Below are 15,464 nucleotides of genomic sequence, written 5' to 3'. Positions count from 1 at the left end.
TTGCCGTGACGGGGTCCGCCACGAGATGGTTGTCGGACGGAAACAATCTGTCGTCCGGAAAGGTGGTGGGCTCGCGGAGCGGGCCCTTGCTCGTGGACACTTCCCAGCAACCCTCCGCCGGCCCGCGCGGCGCCGGTGCGGGCGCCACGTGGGGTTTCGCCCCCTGGCCCGTGGTGGTCGCCGACCCGTCCGGAGGCGTGGTCGGCACGAACGCCGCCGCGGCCGCGATCTTCCCGGACGCGACCGCCGGAGCGTGGCTGCGGGACGTGGTCCCCGCGTGGATCGCCGACGCCCACACGCGGCTCGGGGGCATCGTGCCCGGGCCCCGGAACTCCGGCCCCGGCGGCTTCGTCCACGGCCCCGTCGGCGACCGGACCTTCGCGGCGCACCCCACCTCGACGGACGACGGCGACGTCATGTGGTGGCTGGTCGACGACACCGACCGGCGCCGGGCGGAGGACGCCCTCAGGACCGAACGGGAACGCGCCGCCTTCCTGGCCGGCGCGTCCAGCGCGCTGCTGTCGTCCCTGAACGTCGAACGCTGCATGGAGGTGACGGCGGAGCTGGCCGCCGAGCACCTCGCCGACGCCGCCGTGATCGTCGCGCCTCCGTGCGGGCGGAAGGTCCGGCTGACGTTCTGCGGGCCCGACGGCGCCGTGGCGCACCGGACGGTGCGGGACGACGTACGGCAGCTGCCGGGACTCGGCGAGGCCCTGCGCGGATTCCCGCCCGTACCGTCCCGCTGGATCGACCCGGCCGCCGTTCCCGGATGGGCCGTGCCGGACGGGTTCACGGAACCCGTCGGCTCGGCGGTCGTCACCCCGCTGCCCGGCCACGGAGTGCCCGCGGGCGCCCTGATCCTGCTCCGGTCGAGCCGGCACGCGGCCTTCACGGAGAGCGAGGAGATCTTCGCCCGGCTCTTCGCCTCACGCGCCGGAGCGGCCCTGTCCGCGGCCCGCATGTACGCCGAACAGGCCGCCATCACGGCGACGTTGATGCGTGAGCTGCTTCCGCCCCGGTTGCACGCGGTGCACGGCGTCGAGTTCGCCGGACGGTACCGCCCGGCGGGCCGGGCCGAACGCGTCGGTGGGGACTTCTACGACGTCCACCCCGCCGCGGAGGAGGGACAGGAATCCCTCGTCGTCCTCGGGGACGTCTGCGGCAAGGGACTCGAGGCCGCCGTGCTGACCGGCAAGATCCGCAACACGGTGCAGGCGCTCCTGCCGCTCGCCGAGGACCACCAGCGGCTGCTGGGACTGCTCAACGGCGCGTTGATGAACTCCCACCACACCCGCTTCGCCACCCTCGCCATGGCCTCCGTCGTCCGCCGCGCGGGCATCGTCCATCTGCGGGTCACCAGCGCGGGACATCCCCCTCCGCTGATCGTGCGGGCCGACGGCGCGGTCGAACAGGCCAGGACACGCGGAACGCTCATCGGCGCGTTCCGGGACGTCAGCTCCACGACGGCCCGGGTCGAACTGGCGCCGGGCGAGACCTGCCTCTTCTTCACCGACGGCATCACCGAGGCCAGGGGAGGGCCACTGGGGGACGAGTTCTTCGGCCTCGGGCGGCTGGAGGCGGCGCTCGCGAGGTGCGCGGGCATGCCGGCCGAGGCCGTGGTGGAGCACATACAGATGCTCGCCGCGCAGTGGGTCGGACGCGGCGGCCACGACGACATGGCGACGGTCGCGGTCACCGCGCCCCATCACGCGCACCTGAGTGCGGTGAACGGCCGTACTCGGGGCAGGTACACAGGATGACCCCGCCTCCCGTGCAGCCCCCCGACGCCCTGGCGCTCGATCCCGCCCGCGACCGACTGTGGTCGGCGGTCCGTCAGGGCGACGAGCGCCGCGCCGCGGTGGTCGTCCTCGACGCGCTGGAGGCGTCGGCCGACGCCGAGACCGTTCTGCTCGACCTGATCGCCCCGGTGCAGGCGAAGGTCGGCACGGAGTGGGCGGCGAACCGGCTCACCGTCACGCAGGAACACACGGCCACCGCCATCCACGAGCGGGTCATCGCCGTCCTCGCCCATCAGTCCGAGAGCCGGCCCGAGACCCCGGACGGTCCCCGTGTCACGGTGGCCTGTGTCGACGGCGAGTGGCACGCGCTGCCGGCCAGGCTCCTCGCGGAGGTGCTGCGGCTGCGCGGATGGCGGGTGGACTTCCTCGGCGCGCACGTGCCCACCCCCCATCTGATCGCGCATCTGCACCGGACGGGACCGCGGGCGGTGGCGCTCTCCTCCTCGGTCCCCACCCATCTGCCCACCGCTCACACGGCCATCACGGCGTGTCAGGCGGCGGGCGTGCCCGTCATCGCCGGTGGTGCCGCCTTCGGCCCCGACGGCCGGTACGCCCGTGCCCTGGGGGCCGACGGATGGGCCCCCGACGCCAGGAGCGCCGCGGCCGTCCTCGACCGGGGCCTCGGCCGCCCCGGACCCCCGGCCGTCCACCGGACCGTGGACGACCTGCCGCACCTGGCCGACCAGGAATACACGATCGTCGCGGCGACGACGCACCAGCTCGTCAAGCAGACACTGGCGGACCTGGAGGACCGGTTCGAGCCACTGCGCGGGTACACCGAACGGCAGCGCCGCCACACCGCCGAGGACCTCGCCCACGTCGTCGAGTATTTGGCGACCTCGCTGTACGTCGCCGACGACGAGCTGTTCACGCGGTTCATCCTGTGGACCGCGGACATCCTCACCGCCCGCGGCGTGCCCGCGCGGAGCCTGGACCCTGCGCTGGACCTGCTGGCCCTGCACCTCAAGGACTTCCCGCGCGCCTGCCGCACGCTGGCCCACGCGCGGGAGGCGCTCGGAAACCGGACGCCGCCGCCCACGACCCCCGCTCCCGGAAAGCCGGCATGACCACTTCGCATCCTCCCGCCTTCACGCTGACCGTCGATGTCCAGCCCGCCGCCCTCGTCGTCCACGTCGCCGGAGATCTCGACCACGAGACGTGCGACGAGTTGATGAGGGCCGTCGACCGGCACCTCGGCGACCACCGCGGCTCCGAGGGGCGGATCCTCGAACTGCGCCTGGACTTCGCCTCTCTCGGCAGCATCGACTCCATGGGCCTGGCCACCCTGCTGATGATCCGGCGCCGTACGGACGCCGCGGGCCTGCGGCTGCGTCTCGACCGCAGGACCCGCTGCCTGGACCGGCTGCTGGAGATCACGGGAACGCTGGAGCACCTCACCCGCCCCGCGACGAGAGCGGCGGGGAGCGGAGCCCCGGGGCCGGCTGACGGGCGTACGGCCGGTCACGCACCCGGGTGAACGGAGCCGGTCGCGTGGATCACTCGGCCGGATTGTGTCGAATGCCCGCCGGACAGCAGGGTATTGGCAGGTCTGTGAGAGACGGCGCGGAGCCGGATTCCCGCCGTCGGACCCCGTGCCCGCCGTGTCCCCGCCCCGGGCGGGCCGTCGGCGGAGGGGACCCGCGAGCTGACGGAGGAAGACATGACCATCGACAGAATCTGGTCGTACGCACCGGAGTTCAGCCACCCCGAGGCGCACGAACTGGCCGGCTACAGCGTCGAAGCGACCGACGGGACCATAGGGCATGTCGACCGGCAGGCCGACGATTCGGGGATGCGGCACCTGGTCGTCGACACCGGTGTCTGGGTGTTCGGCAAGAGCGTCCTGGTGCCCGTGGGTGTCGTCGCCCGCATCGACACGGAGTCCCAGAAGATCACCGTCGCGTGCACCCGCGCGGAGATCAAGTCGGCGCCCGTGTTCAGGACCGACCGCGAGACCTCGGACCCGGCCTACCTGTCCAGCGTCGGTTCCTACTACGGAAGCCTCCCGCCGCGGCAGCCCGCATGAGGCGTCGTCGAGCGGCGTACGGCGGCGGGTACGTGGCGGCCGGCCGCCGCATCCCGGCCACCCGGCTCCGCCGCGGGAGCGCACGAGAAGGAGTGTTCACATGTCCGACGGGGCGGAAGCCACCGTGACCCACGGGGCGGCCCGGGACGCCTTCGTCGTGCGCGTGGGCGGCGACATCGACCACGAGAGCGCGTTCCGGCTGGAGGAGGCCCTGGGACTGGCGTACCGGACGGGCCCGGAACGCACGGTGGTGGATCTGTCGGAGACCGGCTTCGCCGACTCGTCGATCCTGCACGTCCTCCTCGAGGCACAGCGCGCGCACCGGGCCCGCGGCACGCTCATGGTGATCTGCGGGCCCTTCGGCGACATCGTCCGAAGGCTGTTCGACGTGACGGGGACCGGGGGCTTCTTCGTCCTCGCGGACAGTGTCGGAGCGGCGCTGGAACTCCCGGACCCGGCGACCGGGCGATGAACCCGGCCGACTGCACACCCGCGGCCGACCGGAGCCCGGAAGCGGGCGGCGCGGTCACGAGCGCCGCGACCGCACGCGAACACGTCCGGGCGTTGCTGTGCGAGCACGGCCGGTCCGGCGGGCCGGACCCGGACGCGGTCATCGACCTGCTGCTGGTGGTCTCGGAACTCGTCACCAACGCCATCCGGCACGGCGACGGGCTCGCCGGATTCGACGCCACACCGGCCGACGGGGGCGTACGGCTCGCCGTACGCGACCACAGCGACGTCCTGCCCGCCCGGGTCCACGACACCGACGAGGCACCGGGCACGCACCGGACGAACGGATACGGGTGGCCCCTGATCATCCGTCTCGCCGGTTCCGTCACCGTCGAACCGTGCCCCGGCGGCGGCAAGACGATCCGCGTGTTCGTCCCCCTGACCTGAACCGGGCCCCACGCCTCTCCTCGTCGCGCACGCGTCCCGTACGGGTCCGGCCTGTGCGTTCGCCGGGTCCTGCCGGTCGCGACACCTCCCCGGCCGGCAGGCGTAGGGGCAGGCGCGCGTGGAAGAAGAGCCTCGACCGGCACCGCCGGACAGTGGGTCGGCAACGCCGGCCGGACCGGCACGGAGAGGTGAGGGATGAACAGACGATCCGACGCGAGGTTTCCGCAGCCGCGGGGCGTCGCCGGCCCCTACCCGTGCCGAACCGGACCCGGGTACGGGCCGGTGGCAGCCCCCACCGGACCGCGCGTGTCCGCCGGATCCGGGCCGGACGGCGTCATCGGGGCGGTCCGCCCGGCACGGCCCCGCCGGTACGGGCCACGGCTGCCCGCCTTCTGGTGGCCGGCGCTGCGCCGCACCCCGGTCTCGATGTGGAACGACGACGTGTCCGACTGGGCCGCGGCGCTGACGTACTACGCGATCCTGGCCGTGCTGCCGGCCCTGCTGGTCATGGTCGTCGCCTTCGGTCTGATCAGCCCGGACACCGCCGAGCGGTTCATCGCGCACGTCACGGCGTACGCGCCCGCGCAGTCGGGGGCGGAACTGCACCAGGCGCTGGGCGAGATGCTCCGGCAGCGGTCCGCCGCCTGGACGCTGCTGGTCACCGGCGCGGCGAGTGCGCTGTGGTCCGCGTCGAGCTACCTCGCGGTGTGCCGCAGGGCGCTGCACCGCATGCACGACGCGGCGGACCACCGCTCGGCCTGGCGCACCGCGCACCGGCTGGTGCTGACCGCGCTGGCGCTGCTCGGGCTGCTCGTCGTGAGCGCACTCGTCCTGCTGCTGACCGGCCCCGTGGCCGAGGCCGCGGGCCGTGTCCTCGGCGTGGACGGCACGGCAGCCCTGGCCTGGAACCTGCTCCGCTGGCCCCTGTTGATGTGTCTGGTGGCCCTGCTGGTCCTCGTCGTGTTCCACATGGGACCACCGCCCGCCCGGCGTCGTCGGCACAGCCTGCCCGGCGGCGTCCTGGCCGCCGTCCTCTGGCTGGCCGTCTCGGCCGGGTTCGCCCTGTACGCCTCCGTCCTCGGCGCCTACAGCAGGCTCTACGGCTCTCTCGCCGGCCTCGTCGTCTTCCTCGTGTGGCTGTGGCTGTCCAACCTCGCGCTGCTGGCCGGCGCGCAGTTCACGGCCGAACTGAACAGGGCCGCGGAGGCGGCGCGGCGGGCGGCTCCGTGAGGTCCGCAGGTTTGTTCCCGCCGGGACGGCGCACACGGACTCGGGAAGTCACATCGTGTACGGACGGACGACGGAGGAACCGTGGGCATCATCGCTTGGATTCTGATAGGGCTGCTGGCCGGTGCCATCGCCAAGCTGCTCCTGCCGGGCAAGGACCCGGGCGGGATCATCGTCACCATGCTGATCGGGGTCGCGGGAGGCCTGCTGGGCGGCTGGCTGGGCAAGGTCCTCTTCGGCGTCGACTCGATCGACGGGTTCTTCGACCTGTCGACCTGGATCGCCGCCGTCGCTGGATCGCTGATCCTCCTGATTCTCTACCGGGTGCTGACGGGCAACAGCCGCTCGCACCGCCACGCGTGAGGGCCCGGGGCCCGTTCGGCGCGTCATGACGTACGGCCCGGGGCCGGCACCGGAGTTCCCGGTCGCCGGCCCCGGGCCGTACGCCATGGAGGGCGGGTTCCCCCGAGGCGGACCCGGCGCGCGGCGTGAAGCGCGTCCACGGCCCCGCGCCGCCTTCCCCGGCGCGGGGCCTCCTGTCATGATCACCGGAGAACCGCAGGCCCGCCCCGTCCCGGGCTTTCGCCCACCGGACCCGTTCCGGCCCAAGGCGCGGGCCGCGCCGCCAGTGAGGAGTCCGAGTGACGTACGACGTCGGCGCCCTGCGTGCCGAGATCCCCGCCCTGCGGTCCGGTGTCGCGCACTTCGACGGGCCGGGCGGCACCCAGACCCCGGCCCGGGTGGCCGCGGCGATCGCGGACGCGCTCACCGCCCCGCTGTCGATCCGGGGGCGGCTGACTCCGGGAGAGGTGAACGCGGAGGACCTCGTCCAGGGGTTCCGGCGGGCCGTGGCCGACCTGGTGGGCGGTGATCCGTCCGGGGTCGTCCTCGGCCGCAGCGCCACCCAGCTCACGTACGACGTCGCCCGCGCCCTCGCGAAGGACTGGGCGCCCGGTGACGAGGTCGTCGTCAGCCGTCTCGACCACGACGCGAACATCCGGCCCTGGCTCCAGGCGGCGGAACGGGCCGGCGCCCGCGTGCGCTGGGCGGACTTCGACCCGCACACGGGTGAACTCCCGCCCTCGGCGGTGGGCGACCTGCTGAGCGAGCGGACCCGGCTGGTCGCGGTCACCGCCGCCTCGAACCTGCTCGGGACCGTGCCCGACGTCGCCGGGATCGCCCGCCTGGTCCACCGGTACCCGGGAGCGTTGCTCCACGTGGACGGCGTGCACTACGCGGCCCACGCCTTCGTGGACCAGGAGCGGCTCGGCGCCGACTTCTTCGTGTGCTCGCCCTACAAGTTCCTCGGCCCGCACCACGGTGTCCTGACCGCCTCCCCGCACCTGCTGGAGCGACTGCGCCCGGACAAACTGCTGCCGTCCACCGACGCGGTTCCCGAGCGGTTCGAACTGGGCACGCTGCCCTACGAGTTGCTCGCCGGCACCATCGCCGCGATCGACGTCCTCGCCGGGCTCGCGGGCGGCACGGCAGGCGGGCGCAGGGACCGGCTGCGCGCGGCCTTCGAGGCGATCGAGCGCCACGAGGGGGCGCTGCGCGAGCGGTTGGAGGCGGGCCTGGCCGCACTGCCCGGTGTCACGCTCCGCTCCCGGGCGGCCGAGCGCACGCCCACGCTGCTGCTGACGTTCGACGGCCGGGCGGCCGCCGACGCCTCGGTGTTCCTGGCGGCCCGCGGTGTGCACGCGCCCGCCGGATCGTTCTACGCGCTGGAGGCGTCCCGGCACCTCGGCCTCGGGGACACCGGTGGCCTGCGGGTCGGGCTCTCGCCGTACAACGACAAGGACGACGTCGACCGGCTGCTGGAGGGCCTGGCGGCCTTCCTGCGGTCCTAGGGGGGGCGGACGGTTTCCGGTCCCGGGGTGCTCCGCGGTTCTCGGGGCGTGCCGCCGGGTCAGGAGTGCGCCCGATCCGTCGCGTCGGCCGTCCGGTCGTCCGGCGCGGTGATCATGCGGAGCGCCTCGGCGAGGTGATGGGGGCGAAGGAGTCCCGGTCCGGTCTGCGGCCAGCCCGGACCGCCCAGCAGGACCTGGCTCCGCGTGCGTGCTCCCCGTACTCCCCGGCGCGTCTCGGCGATGTGCCGGGCGAGCGGGAGGTTCGCCGTGGACCAGGACTGCGACCACAGGACCACCGTCGGGGGGCCCACGCGTCGCACCGCGGCCGTGAGTGCCTCGGGCGGGACGGCGGCACCGAGCATCAGCACGGGTACCCGCCGCTCCGCCAGCGCCGCGTTGAGCGCCTCCAGGGACAGGGTGTGCCGTTCGCCGGGAACGCAGGCCAGCAGCACGGGTGATGCCGAGGCGGGCGGTTCGTGCCCCGCCGCGGACACGTAGACACGCAGGAGGGTGGCGGAGACGTTCCAGGACATGAGGCGCTCGACCTCGACGTGACGGTCCCCCGAGGTCTCCCATCTGCGGCCCACGGTCCGCAGGGCGGGCACCATCACGTCCTCCCAGGCCTTGGTCAGCCCGTGGGTCCGGACCGCCGCCGCCAGTCTTTCCTGGACGGCGAGGGTGTCCAGTCGGACGGCGGCCCGGACGAGGCCCCGGCACTCCTGGGCCACGTCTCCCGGCGGCAGTTCGGTGTCCGGCGGGGTTCCCGGGCCGGGGCCCGTCGGCGGAGCCTCCTTCGGAACCCGGGCGCCGGCCCGCGTGCGCGCGGTGGTCCGCGTCGGGGAGGCGAGGGCCGGTGAAGCCGCGACACGGCCGCGAGCGGCCTCCTTCGCGGTGCGGGCCGCCTCGGCGGGCGGCAGGCCGGCGGCGGTCAGCCGGCACATCTCCCGGAGCATGGCCACGTCGTCGGGAGACCAGCGGCGGTGGCGGCCGTCCGCCCGCACCGCGGGTCCCAGACCGTACCGCCGGTCCCAGGAGCGCAGCGTCGTGGGCGACACCCCGAGTCGGCGCGCCAGGAAACCGGTGGTGACCCCCGCACCCGCGGTCCCCGTCTCCCCGTCGGAGCTCAGTTCCACGGCGCTCCTCCCGGAAGAGCGGTGGACCACGCTCCGCCGGAAGCTGTGTCCCACCCGTCCGTGACAGGGATCGATGCAGGGCGGCAGCAGGACATGACGGTCCTCACCTCGATTCCGGAGCCGTCGGACACCCGGCCGGTCCGCCGGGCTCACCCCTGCTTCGCCGCGGAACGGCCCTGCGGATGCAGCGCCCCGGCCCTCCGCGGCACGGCGTCACCGGACGCCGGCACGCCTTTCGAGCCGGGTGCCCCGGCGCAGGGTGATCGACATCAGGTCACTGGCGGTGTCCAGCTCCAGGCGGTGCCAGCGGCCGCGGGGGACGATCGCGGCGGTGCCCGCCCGCAACGGGACCATGTGCTCGGGCTCGTCGGGTCCGGTGGGGCGGAAGTAGAGGCGGACGCCGCCGGTCAGGCAGCACACCGCCTCCTCGGCCTCCGGGTGCATCTCCCAGTGGTCGGCGTGGACTTCGGCGTCGTTCTCCACATGGAACGTGGCGATCTGCCAGGCGCCCGGGTCGCCGCTCGTCATCCGCCGCTCGGCGGCCCGGACGCCGCCGTCTGGGTGGATGTGCAGCGCCGAGGCGAACAGGTCGACGGGTGAGACGGGTGTCGTCGTCATGACGGAGTTCCTTCCGGTCGGTTCTCTGCGGAGGCGGCGCGCGGCGGTGCGGGTGTCGCGGACCGGTGGCGGGGCGGTACGCCCACCGGCACGGGCGCCGTGATCACGCCGTGAGATTTTTGTACGCGTAAGAAAAATAGCCCGAGGGGATCGCTGCTGTCGATACCTGGGGGAGGATGGCGTCATGCCGCAATCCCCCGTACCGCGCAAGAGCCCTGGCCGGCCTCCCCGTATCTCCCGTGATGAGGTCATCGGGGCGGCGCGTCGCATCGTGGACGCGGAGGGAGTGGACCGGCTGACCATGCGGCGGCTGGCGGCGGAGATCGGCAGCACTCCGATGGCGCTCTATCACCATGTCCGCAACAAGGAGGAACTGCTGCTCCTGCTGCTGGACGACTACGCCGCGCGGGTGCTGCGCCGGCCCGAACTGCCCGACCGGCCGAGGGAACGGGTCGTCACCGCCGCTGCCGCGATCCACGAGGCGCTCGCCGCCTGCCCCTGGATCGTGGAGGTACTGACCGCCGACGACCTGATGTCCGTGTCCGCCCTGTGGTTCGTCGAGCAGATCGTGGACGGCCTGGTCGCCTGCGGACTGACCCCGGAGCAGGCCGTCCACGGATACCGCGCGATCTGGTTCTACACCGCAGGGGAGATCGTCGTCCGCACGGCGGCAGCACGGCGGCGCGCGGACACCGGCCGATCCACCTACCGTGAGCGGGTCTTCGGTGATCTCGACCGGGGCGAGCTGCCCCGGTTGGCGCAGGTCGCCGACCGCTGGGCGCCTCTGACCGCCCAGGACACCTACGTCGAAGGACTCCGGGCCCTGGTGGACGGCCTTCTCGCCGCGGGCTGACGAGCCAAGCCGGGGAGGTGCGCGCCGCTGCGGGCCCGATCTGCCTCAGGAACCCCTGCGGGGACCGTCGAGGAGGTGGTGCAGGATCGTCTCGGGGTCGCTGAGCGTCGAGTGCAGCAGGACCCGTTCGTAGCCGTCGTCGCCGAGGAGGGAGCGGGCCGTGTCCTCGTAGCGTTCGCGTACCGGACCCAGCTCGGGTGTGCCGCGCTGGGGATGTCCCACGGCACTCCAGTACGTCTCCCCGGCGCCGTACGCGGCGACCGCCCGCTCGCCCGCGCCCTGTGCGGCCAGGGCGCAGGCCAGCAGATCGAGACCGAGCGCGATGCCGAAACTGTCGCTGATGTGCCGCTTGCCGTCCAGCATCGACAGGGCGTGGGCGGTGGCGTCCTCCGCACGGTCCTCGAAGAGGGCGATGAGCGCCAGTTGGTAGTCGGTGTACGAGCGGGTCCACCACTCGCCGCGGGCGACACAGCCGCGCCGCAGCTCCTCCGCCTCCCGGCGCGCCGTGTCCAGCATCCCCTCCCCGGTCAGGGCGAACACCCGGACCAGATGGCACAGGACGTGTCCCGCGGAGGTGAACGCCGTGCCGCCGGTTCTCCGCAGCGCGGTCTCGACCTCGTGCCGGGCCGCCATGGGCCGGCCTTCCAGCAAGTGCGTCAGACCCAGGAGATAGGAGGCGTGCAGGATCCCACCGACATCGTCCTGGAGGTCCGCGCGGTCCCGGCAGAACGCGGCCAACTGCCCAGCGTGCTCGTGCTCGCCGCGCAGGACACGGGTGATGCCCAGCGCCCACAGGGCTCTCGTCCTGACCGGGCCGGACGCGGCGGACAGCGCCAGTGCGTCCTCGAGGTAGGCCGCCGCCTCCCTCAGATGACCGCAGCAGCTCCACGGGAAGGCGAGCAGGCCGATCAACTCGATGGCGGTGTCCGGCCGTTCGGAGAGGAAGTGGTCGAGCGCCGCACACAGATCGGCGTGCGCCGAGCCGAGCCGTTCGTACCACGCGGCCTGCCGCTCTCCCAGCCAGCCGCGATGGGCGTCGCGGGCCGTCCGAAGGAAATGCGCGGCGTGCCGGTCGGCCAGCTCCCGGCTCTCGCCCACCTGGCCGAGCCACATGCGGCCGTACTCCCGGACGGTGTCGAGCATCCGGTACCCGGCGCCGACGCGCGACAGCACCGACTTCCTCGACAGGCCCGCCAGAGCCTGGCCGACCTCGTCCGCGGGCAGCGGACCTCCGGCGCACACGACGCGCACGGTGCCCGCGTCCACCGGTTCCCGGAACACCGACATCCGTGCCCACAAAAGGCGTTCGGCGGGCGTGCACAGTTCGTGGCTCCAGCCGATCGTCGTCCGTACCGCCCGGTGGCGCGGCGGCCCGGGAAGGCTGCCCTCCGCCGCGATGTCCAGGCGCGGGCCGAGTTCCAGCTCGAGCTCCTCGACCGTGCGGTGCGCCAGCTGCCCCGCGATCAACTCCACTGCCAGCGGCATGCCTTCGAGCCGCGCGCACAGACGCGCGACGGCCACCAGGTCCGCCGGGGAGGACACCGGCGTGCCCGCCGCGGCCGCGCGCAGCCGGAACATCTCCACGGCGTCCGTGGCGGGTGGCAACGGCTCCACGGTGACGACGTGTTCACCGGGCACGCCGAGCGGTTCCCGGCTCGTCGCGAGAACGGTCAGGCGCGGGCAGGCCGTTGTGAGCCGGGTGACCAGGCGGCGGCAGGGGACGACCAGGTGTTCGCAGGAGTCCAGGACGAGCAGGACGTCCCGGTCGGCCAGCCAGCGGGTCAGGGAGTCCACCGCCTGGTGCGTGGTGTGGTCCGCGAAGTCCACCGCGTCGGCCACGGACGTGACGAGCAGCCGGTCGTCGCGCAACGGCCACAGGTCGGCCCACGCCACCCCGCGCTCTTCGGCGCGCAGAACCCGGTCAGCCGCCTCCAGCGCCAGCCGGCTCTTGCCCACACCGCCCGCCCCGGTCAGGGTGACGACACGCTCCTCGCACAACGCGTCGTCCAGGTGGGCGAGTTCGCCCTGGCGTCCGACGAAACCGGGAGGGACGGCCGGCAGATTTCTCAGCACACGCACAGTCTTTCGGTCCGGAGCCCCGCTGTGTGCCGACTTCGCCCGATCAGTGCCCCTTGGTGCGCCGGCGGGGCAGGGGCGCCCGGGCGGGCGCGCCGGTGCCGGTCACGCGACCGCCCCGACGGTCCGCGCCCGCTGCGGTGCCATCGCCCAGCGCACGGCGGAGGTGAAGGCGCAGCCCAGGGGACGTACGCACACGCTGTCCACCAACGGCAGCCGGGGCAGCCGCAGTTCGGCGGCGGCCCAGGGGGGCAGCAGGGACACCGCGTTCGCGGCGAGCACCCCGTACGGCAGGCGGGCGACGAGCGGCACCGGCGGGTTCAGCAGGAGGAACCGGGCGGCGTCGCGTGCTTCCGGCGTCGTCCGCACCTCGCCGCGGTACGCGTTCAGCCGCTTCGCGAGCCCGGCACGGTCCGTGGGCGGGTCCAGGACGCCCAGCGCTGAGGCGACGCGGGCCGTGTCCGCCACGTACGCGTCGTAGTCGGCCCCGGACAGCGGTCGCGCGCCGTAGCGCCGGTGCGCGCGCAGGAAGCTGTCGACCTCCGCGACGTGGACCCAGCCGAGGAGGTGCGGGTCCGCCGCGTGGTACGGCGTTCCCTCCGAGGTCACACCGCGCACCCGCTGATGGACCGCCCGTACCCGGTCACAGGCTTCCTGGGCGCTCTCGGCCGTTCCGTACGTCGTCACGGCGAGGAAGGTGCTCGTGCGCTGGAGTCTGCCCCAGGGGTCCCCGCGGAAGCCCGAGTGGGCGGAGACGGCGGCCATGGCGAGCGGGTGGAGCGACTGGAGCAGCAGCGCGGAGAGGCCGCCGATGAACATCGACGCGTCCCCGTGCACGGTGCGGATGGGGCGGTCCGGCCCGAACCAGCGGGGTCCGGGCGTGCCGTGGATACGGGCGCGGTTCTCCGGCCCGTCCGGGCCCGCGACCCGGCTGAACAGTGCGCTGCCCAGCCGTTCCCGTACTCCGCCGCCGTCCGCTCCGCTTCGTCCCATGGGGCGCCGGCCTCCCTTCGCGTCGTGTTCCGCCGGGTCCGCGGCCCGTCCCCGACCGGCCTGCCCGGGCCCGCGACTCCGGAGGTCCGGGCCCTCGCGCGGACCTGCGGAAGCACCCTTCAGCATGGCCGAACCGGGGGAGGAAAGTCCACGGCGCCCCGTCGCCGGCTCACATGGAGACGCGGGTGCCCCATGCCTTCGCGCGGGCGACGGTGTCGGCGACGTGGGCCGCGGCGACGTCGAGTGCGGCGTGGCCGGTCGACTTGAACAGGGTGATGTCGCCGGCGTCGCGCCGACCGGGGTGATCGCCGCCCAGGACCGAGCCGAGGAGTGTCACGCGCCGCCCGCCCGGGAGGTCCTGCAGTTCGTGGGCGCCGGAGGGGGGCCGGGTCGTGGCGGCGCCGGGCCACTCGGCGAAGAGGGCGGCGTCCCGGACGGTGTCGGTGTCCAGCTCGGGCCCGTGGGAGCCGCCCACCGAGCTGACGTGCGTGCCGGGGGCGAGCCAGGCGCGGCGGATCACCGGGCGCACGGCGCCGGTGCAGCAGAACACCGTGCCCGCCCCGCGCACCGCCTCCTCGATGCTCTCCGCGGCCCGGCCGGCGGGGTGGAGCGCGGCGGCGCTCCCGGCACGCCCCGGGTCGCGGCCGGCGACGGAGACCGGGGTCCCGGGATCCACGGCCGCGAGCAGCGCGATCTGGGCGCGCGCCTGGGCGCCGGTTCCGATGACGGCGACCCGGCCGGAGTCCGGACGGGCCAGGGCGTGGGCGCTCAGGGTGGCGGCCGCCGCGGTACGGACCTCGGTGAGGGGCTCCGCGTCCATCAGGGCCAGCGGGCGGCCGTCGGTCTCGTCGAAGAGCGCGACGATGCCCCGGTGGCTGCTGCGACCGGGGCGCGCCGGGTCGGCGAACACGGAGACCAGCTTGGCCGCGAGTCCGAGCCCGGGCACGTGACCGGGCATCGCGCCGAGCAGGCCGTGCGGGGTGTGGGCGGCGATCCGCGGCGGTGCGGAGACCTCGTCGCGGGCGATGGCGACGAGGGCCGTGGCCACGGCGTCCAGGACGCGGTGCGGATCGAGTGCGGCGCGCGTCTGCGCCCCGTCGAGGAAGAGGATCTCGCTCATGCCGGGCCTTCGGTGGACGGGGAGGTGGGAGTGGAGGCGGACGCGGCCTCGTCGTCCATCGGGGTTCCGGAGGCCGCGGGGCCGGAGAGGATCCGCGCCAGGTCGTCCGTCGCCTCGCGCAGCCGCTCCCGCAGGCCGGGAAGCAGGGCCTCGTCGAAGTCCGGGCCCAGTCCGACCAGAGTGAGGGCGCAGACGGGTGCGCCCGGACGGGTGACCACGGCGCGGGCGAGCGAGGCGACCGGCTGTTCGTTGCGCCCGTACTCGACGGCGAATCCGGTGCGTTCCGCGTCCCCGATGTCGGCCAGCAGCCCGCCGGGTCCCTCCAGCGGGTACCCGGCCTCCTCCGCGGCGCGCAGATAGGGGACCCGGTCGGCCGGGGTGAGGGCGGCGACGAGGGCGAGCGGACCGGCGAACCGGTGAACGGGCAGCGCCTGGCCGGTCAGACTGCTGATCATCGCCAGGCGGTCGGGACGTACGACGTCGATCACCCGGGACCGGTCGACCTCGGGCACCTGAAGGTTGACCATCATGCCGGTCCGCTCGGACAGCGCCGCGAGAACCGGCCGTGCGAGCGCGCCGAGCGAGTTCCTGGCCGCCGAGGACGACAGCTGCAGGACCGCCGTACCCGGCAGATAGCGGTCGCCGGCCCGCAGCACCCAGCCACGCCGGACCAGATCGACGAGCACCCGGTAGGCGGTCGCGCGGTGCAGGCCGACCTCTTCGGCGAGGTCGGTGAGACGCGGCGGCCGGGACGCACGGGCCACGGCCTCGACCAGGTCCAGGGCCTTGTCCACCGCGCTGCGGGATGCCTCGGGCATTTCCGGCCCCTCCTTGTGACGTCGTGAGCTGCGAGCGTACGGTAGCGCATGTTG

Annotated in this window: 16 protein-coding genes; 10 read left to right on the top strand and 6 right to left on the bottom strand. The window is 74.1% G+C overall.

What is annotated here, in order from left to right:
- Positions 1-92 precede the first annotated feature (92 nt).
- From ACH4S8_RS07270 to ACH4S8_RS07230, 9 genes are all read left to right on the top strand, one after another.
- Complete coding sequence (locus tag ACH4S8_RS07270; protein WP_398391751.1) at positions 93-1,760, top strand: PP2C family protein-serine/threonine phosphatase; 1,668 nt, start codon at positions 93-95, stop codon at positions 1,758-1,760.
- Positions 1,757-2,866 (top strand): B12-binding domain-containing protein, encoded by a 1,110-nt coding sequence (locus ACH4S8_RS07265; RefSeq protein ID WP_398391691.1) that lies wholly within the window; start codon positions 1,757-1,759, stop codon positions 2,864-2,866. The genes ACH4S8_RS07270 and ACH4S8_RS07265 overlap by 4 nt, the downstream gene beginning before the upstream one ends.
- Entirely contained in the window at positions 2,863-3,276 is a 414-nt protein-coding gene (locus tag ACH4S8_RS07260) for an STAS domain-containing protein (protein ID WP_398391690.1), read from the top strand. Before ACH4S8_RS07265 ends, ACH4S8_RS07260 begins: the two co-directional genes overlap by 4 nt.
- Positions 3,277-3,459: 183 nt before the next feature.
- Complete coding sequence (locus ACH4S8_RS07255; protein ID WP_398391689.1) at positions 3,460-3,825, top strand: PRC-barrel domain-containing protein; 366 nt, start codon at positions 3,460-3,462, stop codon at positions 3,823-3,825.
- Positions 3,826-3,925: 100 nt separating this feature from the next.
- Positions 3,926-4,297 (top strand): STAS domain-containing protein, encoded by a 372-nt coding sequence (locus ACH4S8_RS07250; RefSeq protein ID WP_398391688.1) that lies wholly within the window; start codon positions 3,926-3,928, stop codon positions 4,295-4,297.
- Complete coding sequence (locus ACH4S8_RS07245) at positions 4,294-4,722, top strand: ATP-binding protein (RefSeq protein WP_398391687.1); 429 nt, start codon at positions 4,294-4,296, stop codon at positions 4,720-4,722. Before ACH4S8_RS07250 ends, ACH4S8_RS07245 begins: the two co-directional genes overlap by 4 nt.
- A 306-nt stretch (positions 4,723-5,028) precedes the next feature.
- Positions 5,029-5,952: a YihY/virulence factor BrkB family protein gene (locus tag ACH4S8_RS07240; protein ID WP_398391686.1), complete on the top strand. Its 924-nt coding sequence runs from the start codon at positions 5,029-5,031 to the stop codon at positions 5,950-5,952.
- A gap of 81 nt (positions 5,953-6,033) precedes the next feature.
- Positions 6,034-6,312 carry a GlsB/YeaQ/YmgE family stress response membrane protein gene (locus tag ACH4S8_RS07235; RefSeq protein ID WP_398391685.1) on the top strand — a complete coding sequence of 93 codons (279 nt, stop codon included), beginning with the start codon at positions 6,034-6,036 and terminating at the stop codon, positions 6,310-6,312.
- A 278-nt stretch (positions 6,313-6,590) separates the two neighbouring features.
- Complete coding sequence (locus ACH4S8_RS07230; protein ID WP_398391684.1) at positions 6,591-7,799, top strand: cysteine desulfurase-like protein; 1,209 nt, start codon at positions 6,591-6,593, stop codon at positions 7,797-7,799.
- 59 nt (positions 7,800-7,858) lie between these two features.
- Here the strand turns inward: ACH4S8_RS07230 and ACH4S8_RS07225 are convergent, their stop codons facing one another.
- Positions 7,859-8,926, bottom strand: coding sequence for a MerR family transcriptional regulator (locus ACH4S8_RS07225; RefSeq protein WP_398391750.1), 1,068 nt, complete (start codon positions 8,924-8,926; stop codon positions 7,859-7,861).
- A 219-nt stretch (positions 8,927-9,145) separates the two neighbouring features.
- The gene (locus ACH4S8_RS07220) at positions 9,146-9,550 is read right to left on the bottom strand and encodes a cupin (protein ID WP_398391683.1); all 405 of its coding nucleotides are present in this window, start codon (positions 9,548-9,550) and stop codon (positions 9,146-9,148) included.
- 184 nt (positions 9,551-9,734) lie between these two features.
- On the opposite strand from ACH4S8_RS07220, the gene ACH4S8_RS07215 reads away from it, so the two are divergent.
- Positions 9,735-10,403 (top strand): TetR/AcrR family transcriptional regulator, encoded by a 669-nt coding sequence (locus ACH4S8_RS07215; RefSeq protein WP_398391682.1) that lies wholly within the window; start codon positions 9,735-9,737, stop codon positions 10,401-10,403.
- A 45-nt stretch (positions 10,404-10,448) separates the two neighbouring features.
- On the opposite strand, the gene ACH4S8_RS07210 is transcribed toward ACH4S8_RS07215, so the two are convergent.
- From ACH4S8_RS07210 to ACH4S8_RS07195, 4 genes are all read right to left on the bottom strand, one after another.
- Positions 10,449-12,476: an ATP-binding protein gene (locus ACH4S8_RS07210; protein WP_398391681.1), complete on the bottom strand. Its 2,028-nt coding sequence runs from the start codon at positions 12,474-12,476 to the stop codon at positions 10,449-10,451.
- 108 nt (positions 12,477-12,584) lie between these two features.
- Entirely contained in the window at positions 12,585-13,472 is an 888-nt protein-coding gene (locus tag ACH4S8_RS07205) for an oxygenase MpaB family protein (protein ID WP_398391680.1), read from the bottom strand.
- Positions 13,473-13,641: 169 nt separating this feature from the next.
- On the bottom strand, positions 13,642-14,592 hold the full coding sequence (locus ACH4S8_RS07200) for an ornithine cyclodeaminase family protein (protein ID WP_398391679.1): 951 nt from the start codon (positions 14,590-14,592) through the stop codon (positions 13,642-13,644).
- Positions 14,589-15,410, bottom strand: coding sequence for an IclR family transcriptional regulator (locus ACH4S8_RS07195; RefSeq protein WP_398391678.1), 822 nt, complete (start codon positions 15,408-15,410; stop codon positions 14,589-14,591). The genes ACH4S8_RS07200 and ACH4S8_RS07195 overlap by 4 nt, the downstream gene beginning before the upstream one ends.
- Positions 15,411-15,464: the final 54 nt, after the last annotated feature.

The organism is Streptomyces sp. NPDC021080 (assembly GCF_044333225.1).
Taxonomy (GTDB): Bacteria; Actinomycetota; Actinomycetes; order Streptomycetales; family Streptomycetaceae; genus Streptomyces.
Note: the sequence above shows the minus strand (reverse complement) of the source record. Positions and strands in the feature narration are given on the sequence as shown.

Bases quoted from the DNA above. Each gene is read 5' to 3' on its own strand.
- ACH4S8_RS07250 (WP_398391688.1), top strand. From the start codon at position 3,926: ATGTCCGACGGGGCGGAAGCCACCGTGACCCACGGGGCGGCCCGGGAC.
- ACH4S8_RS07265 (WP_398391691.1), top strand. From the start codon at position 1,757: ATGACCCCGCCTCCCGTGCAGCCCCCCGACGCCCTGGCGCTCGATCCC.
- ACH4S8_RS07255 (WP_398391689.1), top strand. From the start codon at position 3,460: ATGACCATCGACAGAATCTGGTCGTACGCACCGGAGTTCAGCCACCCC.
- ACH4S8_RS07220 (WP_398391683.1), bottom strand. From the start codon at position 9,550: ATGACGACGACACCCGTCTCACCCGTCGACCTGTTCGCCTCGGCGCTG.
- ACH4S8_RS07200 (WP_398391679.1), bottom strand. From the start codon at position 14,592: ATGAGCGAGATCCTCTTCCTCGACGGGGCGCAGACGCGCGCCGCACTC.
- ACH4S8_RS07215 (WP_398391682.1), top strand. From the start codon at position 9,735: ATGCCGCAATCCCCCGTACCGCGCAAGAGCCCTGGCCGGCCTCCCCGT.
- ACH4S8_RS07260 (WP_398391690.1), top strand. From the start codon at position 2,863: ATGACCACTTCGCATCCTCCCGCCTTCACGCTGACCGTCGATGTCCAG.
- ACH4S8_RS07195 (WP_398391678.1), bottom strand. From the start codon at position 15,410: ATGCCCGAGGCATCCCGCAGCGCGGTGGACAAGGCCCTGGACCTGGTC.
- ACH4S8_RS07245 (WP_398391687.1), top strand. From the start codon at position 4,294: ATGAACCCGGCCGACTGCACACCCGCGGCCGACCGGAGCCCGGAAGCG.
- ACH4S8_RS07205 (WP_398391680.1), bottom strand. From the start codon at position 13,472: ATGGGACGAAGCGGAGCGGACGGCGGCGGAGTACGGGAACGGCTGGGC.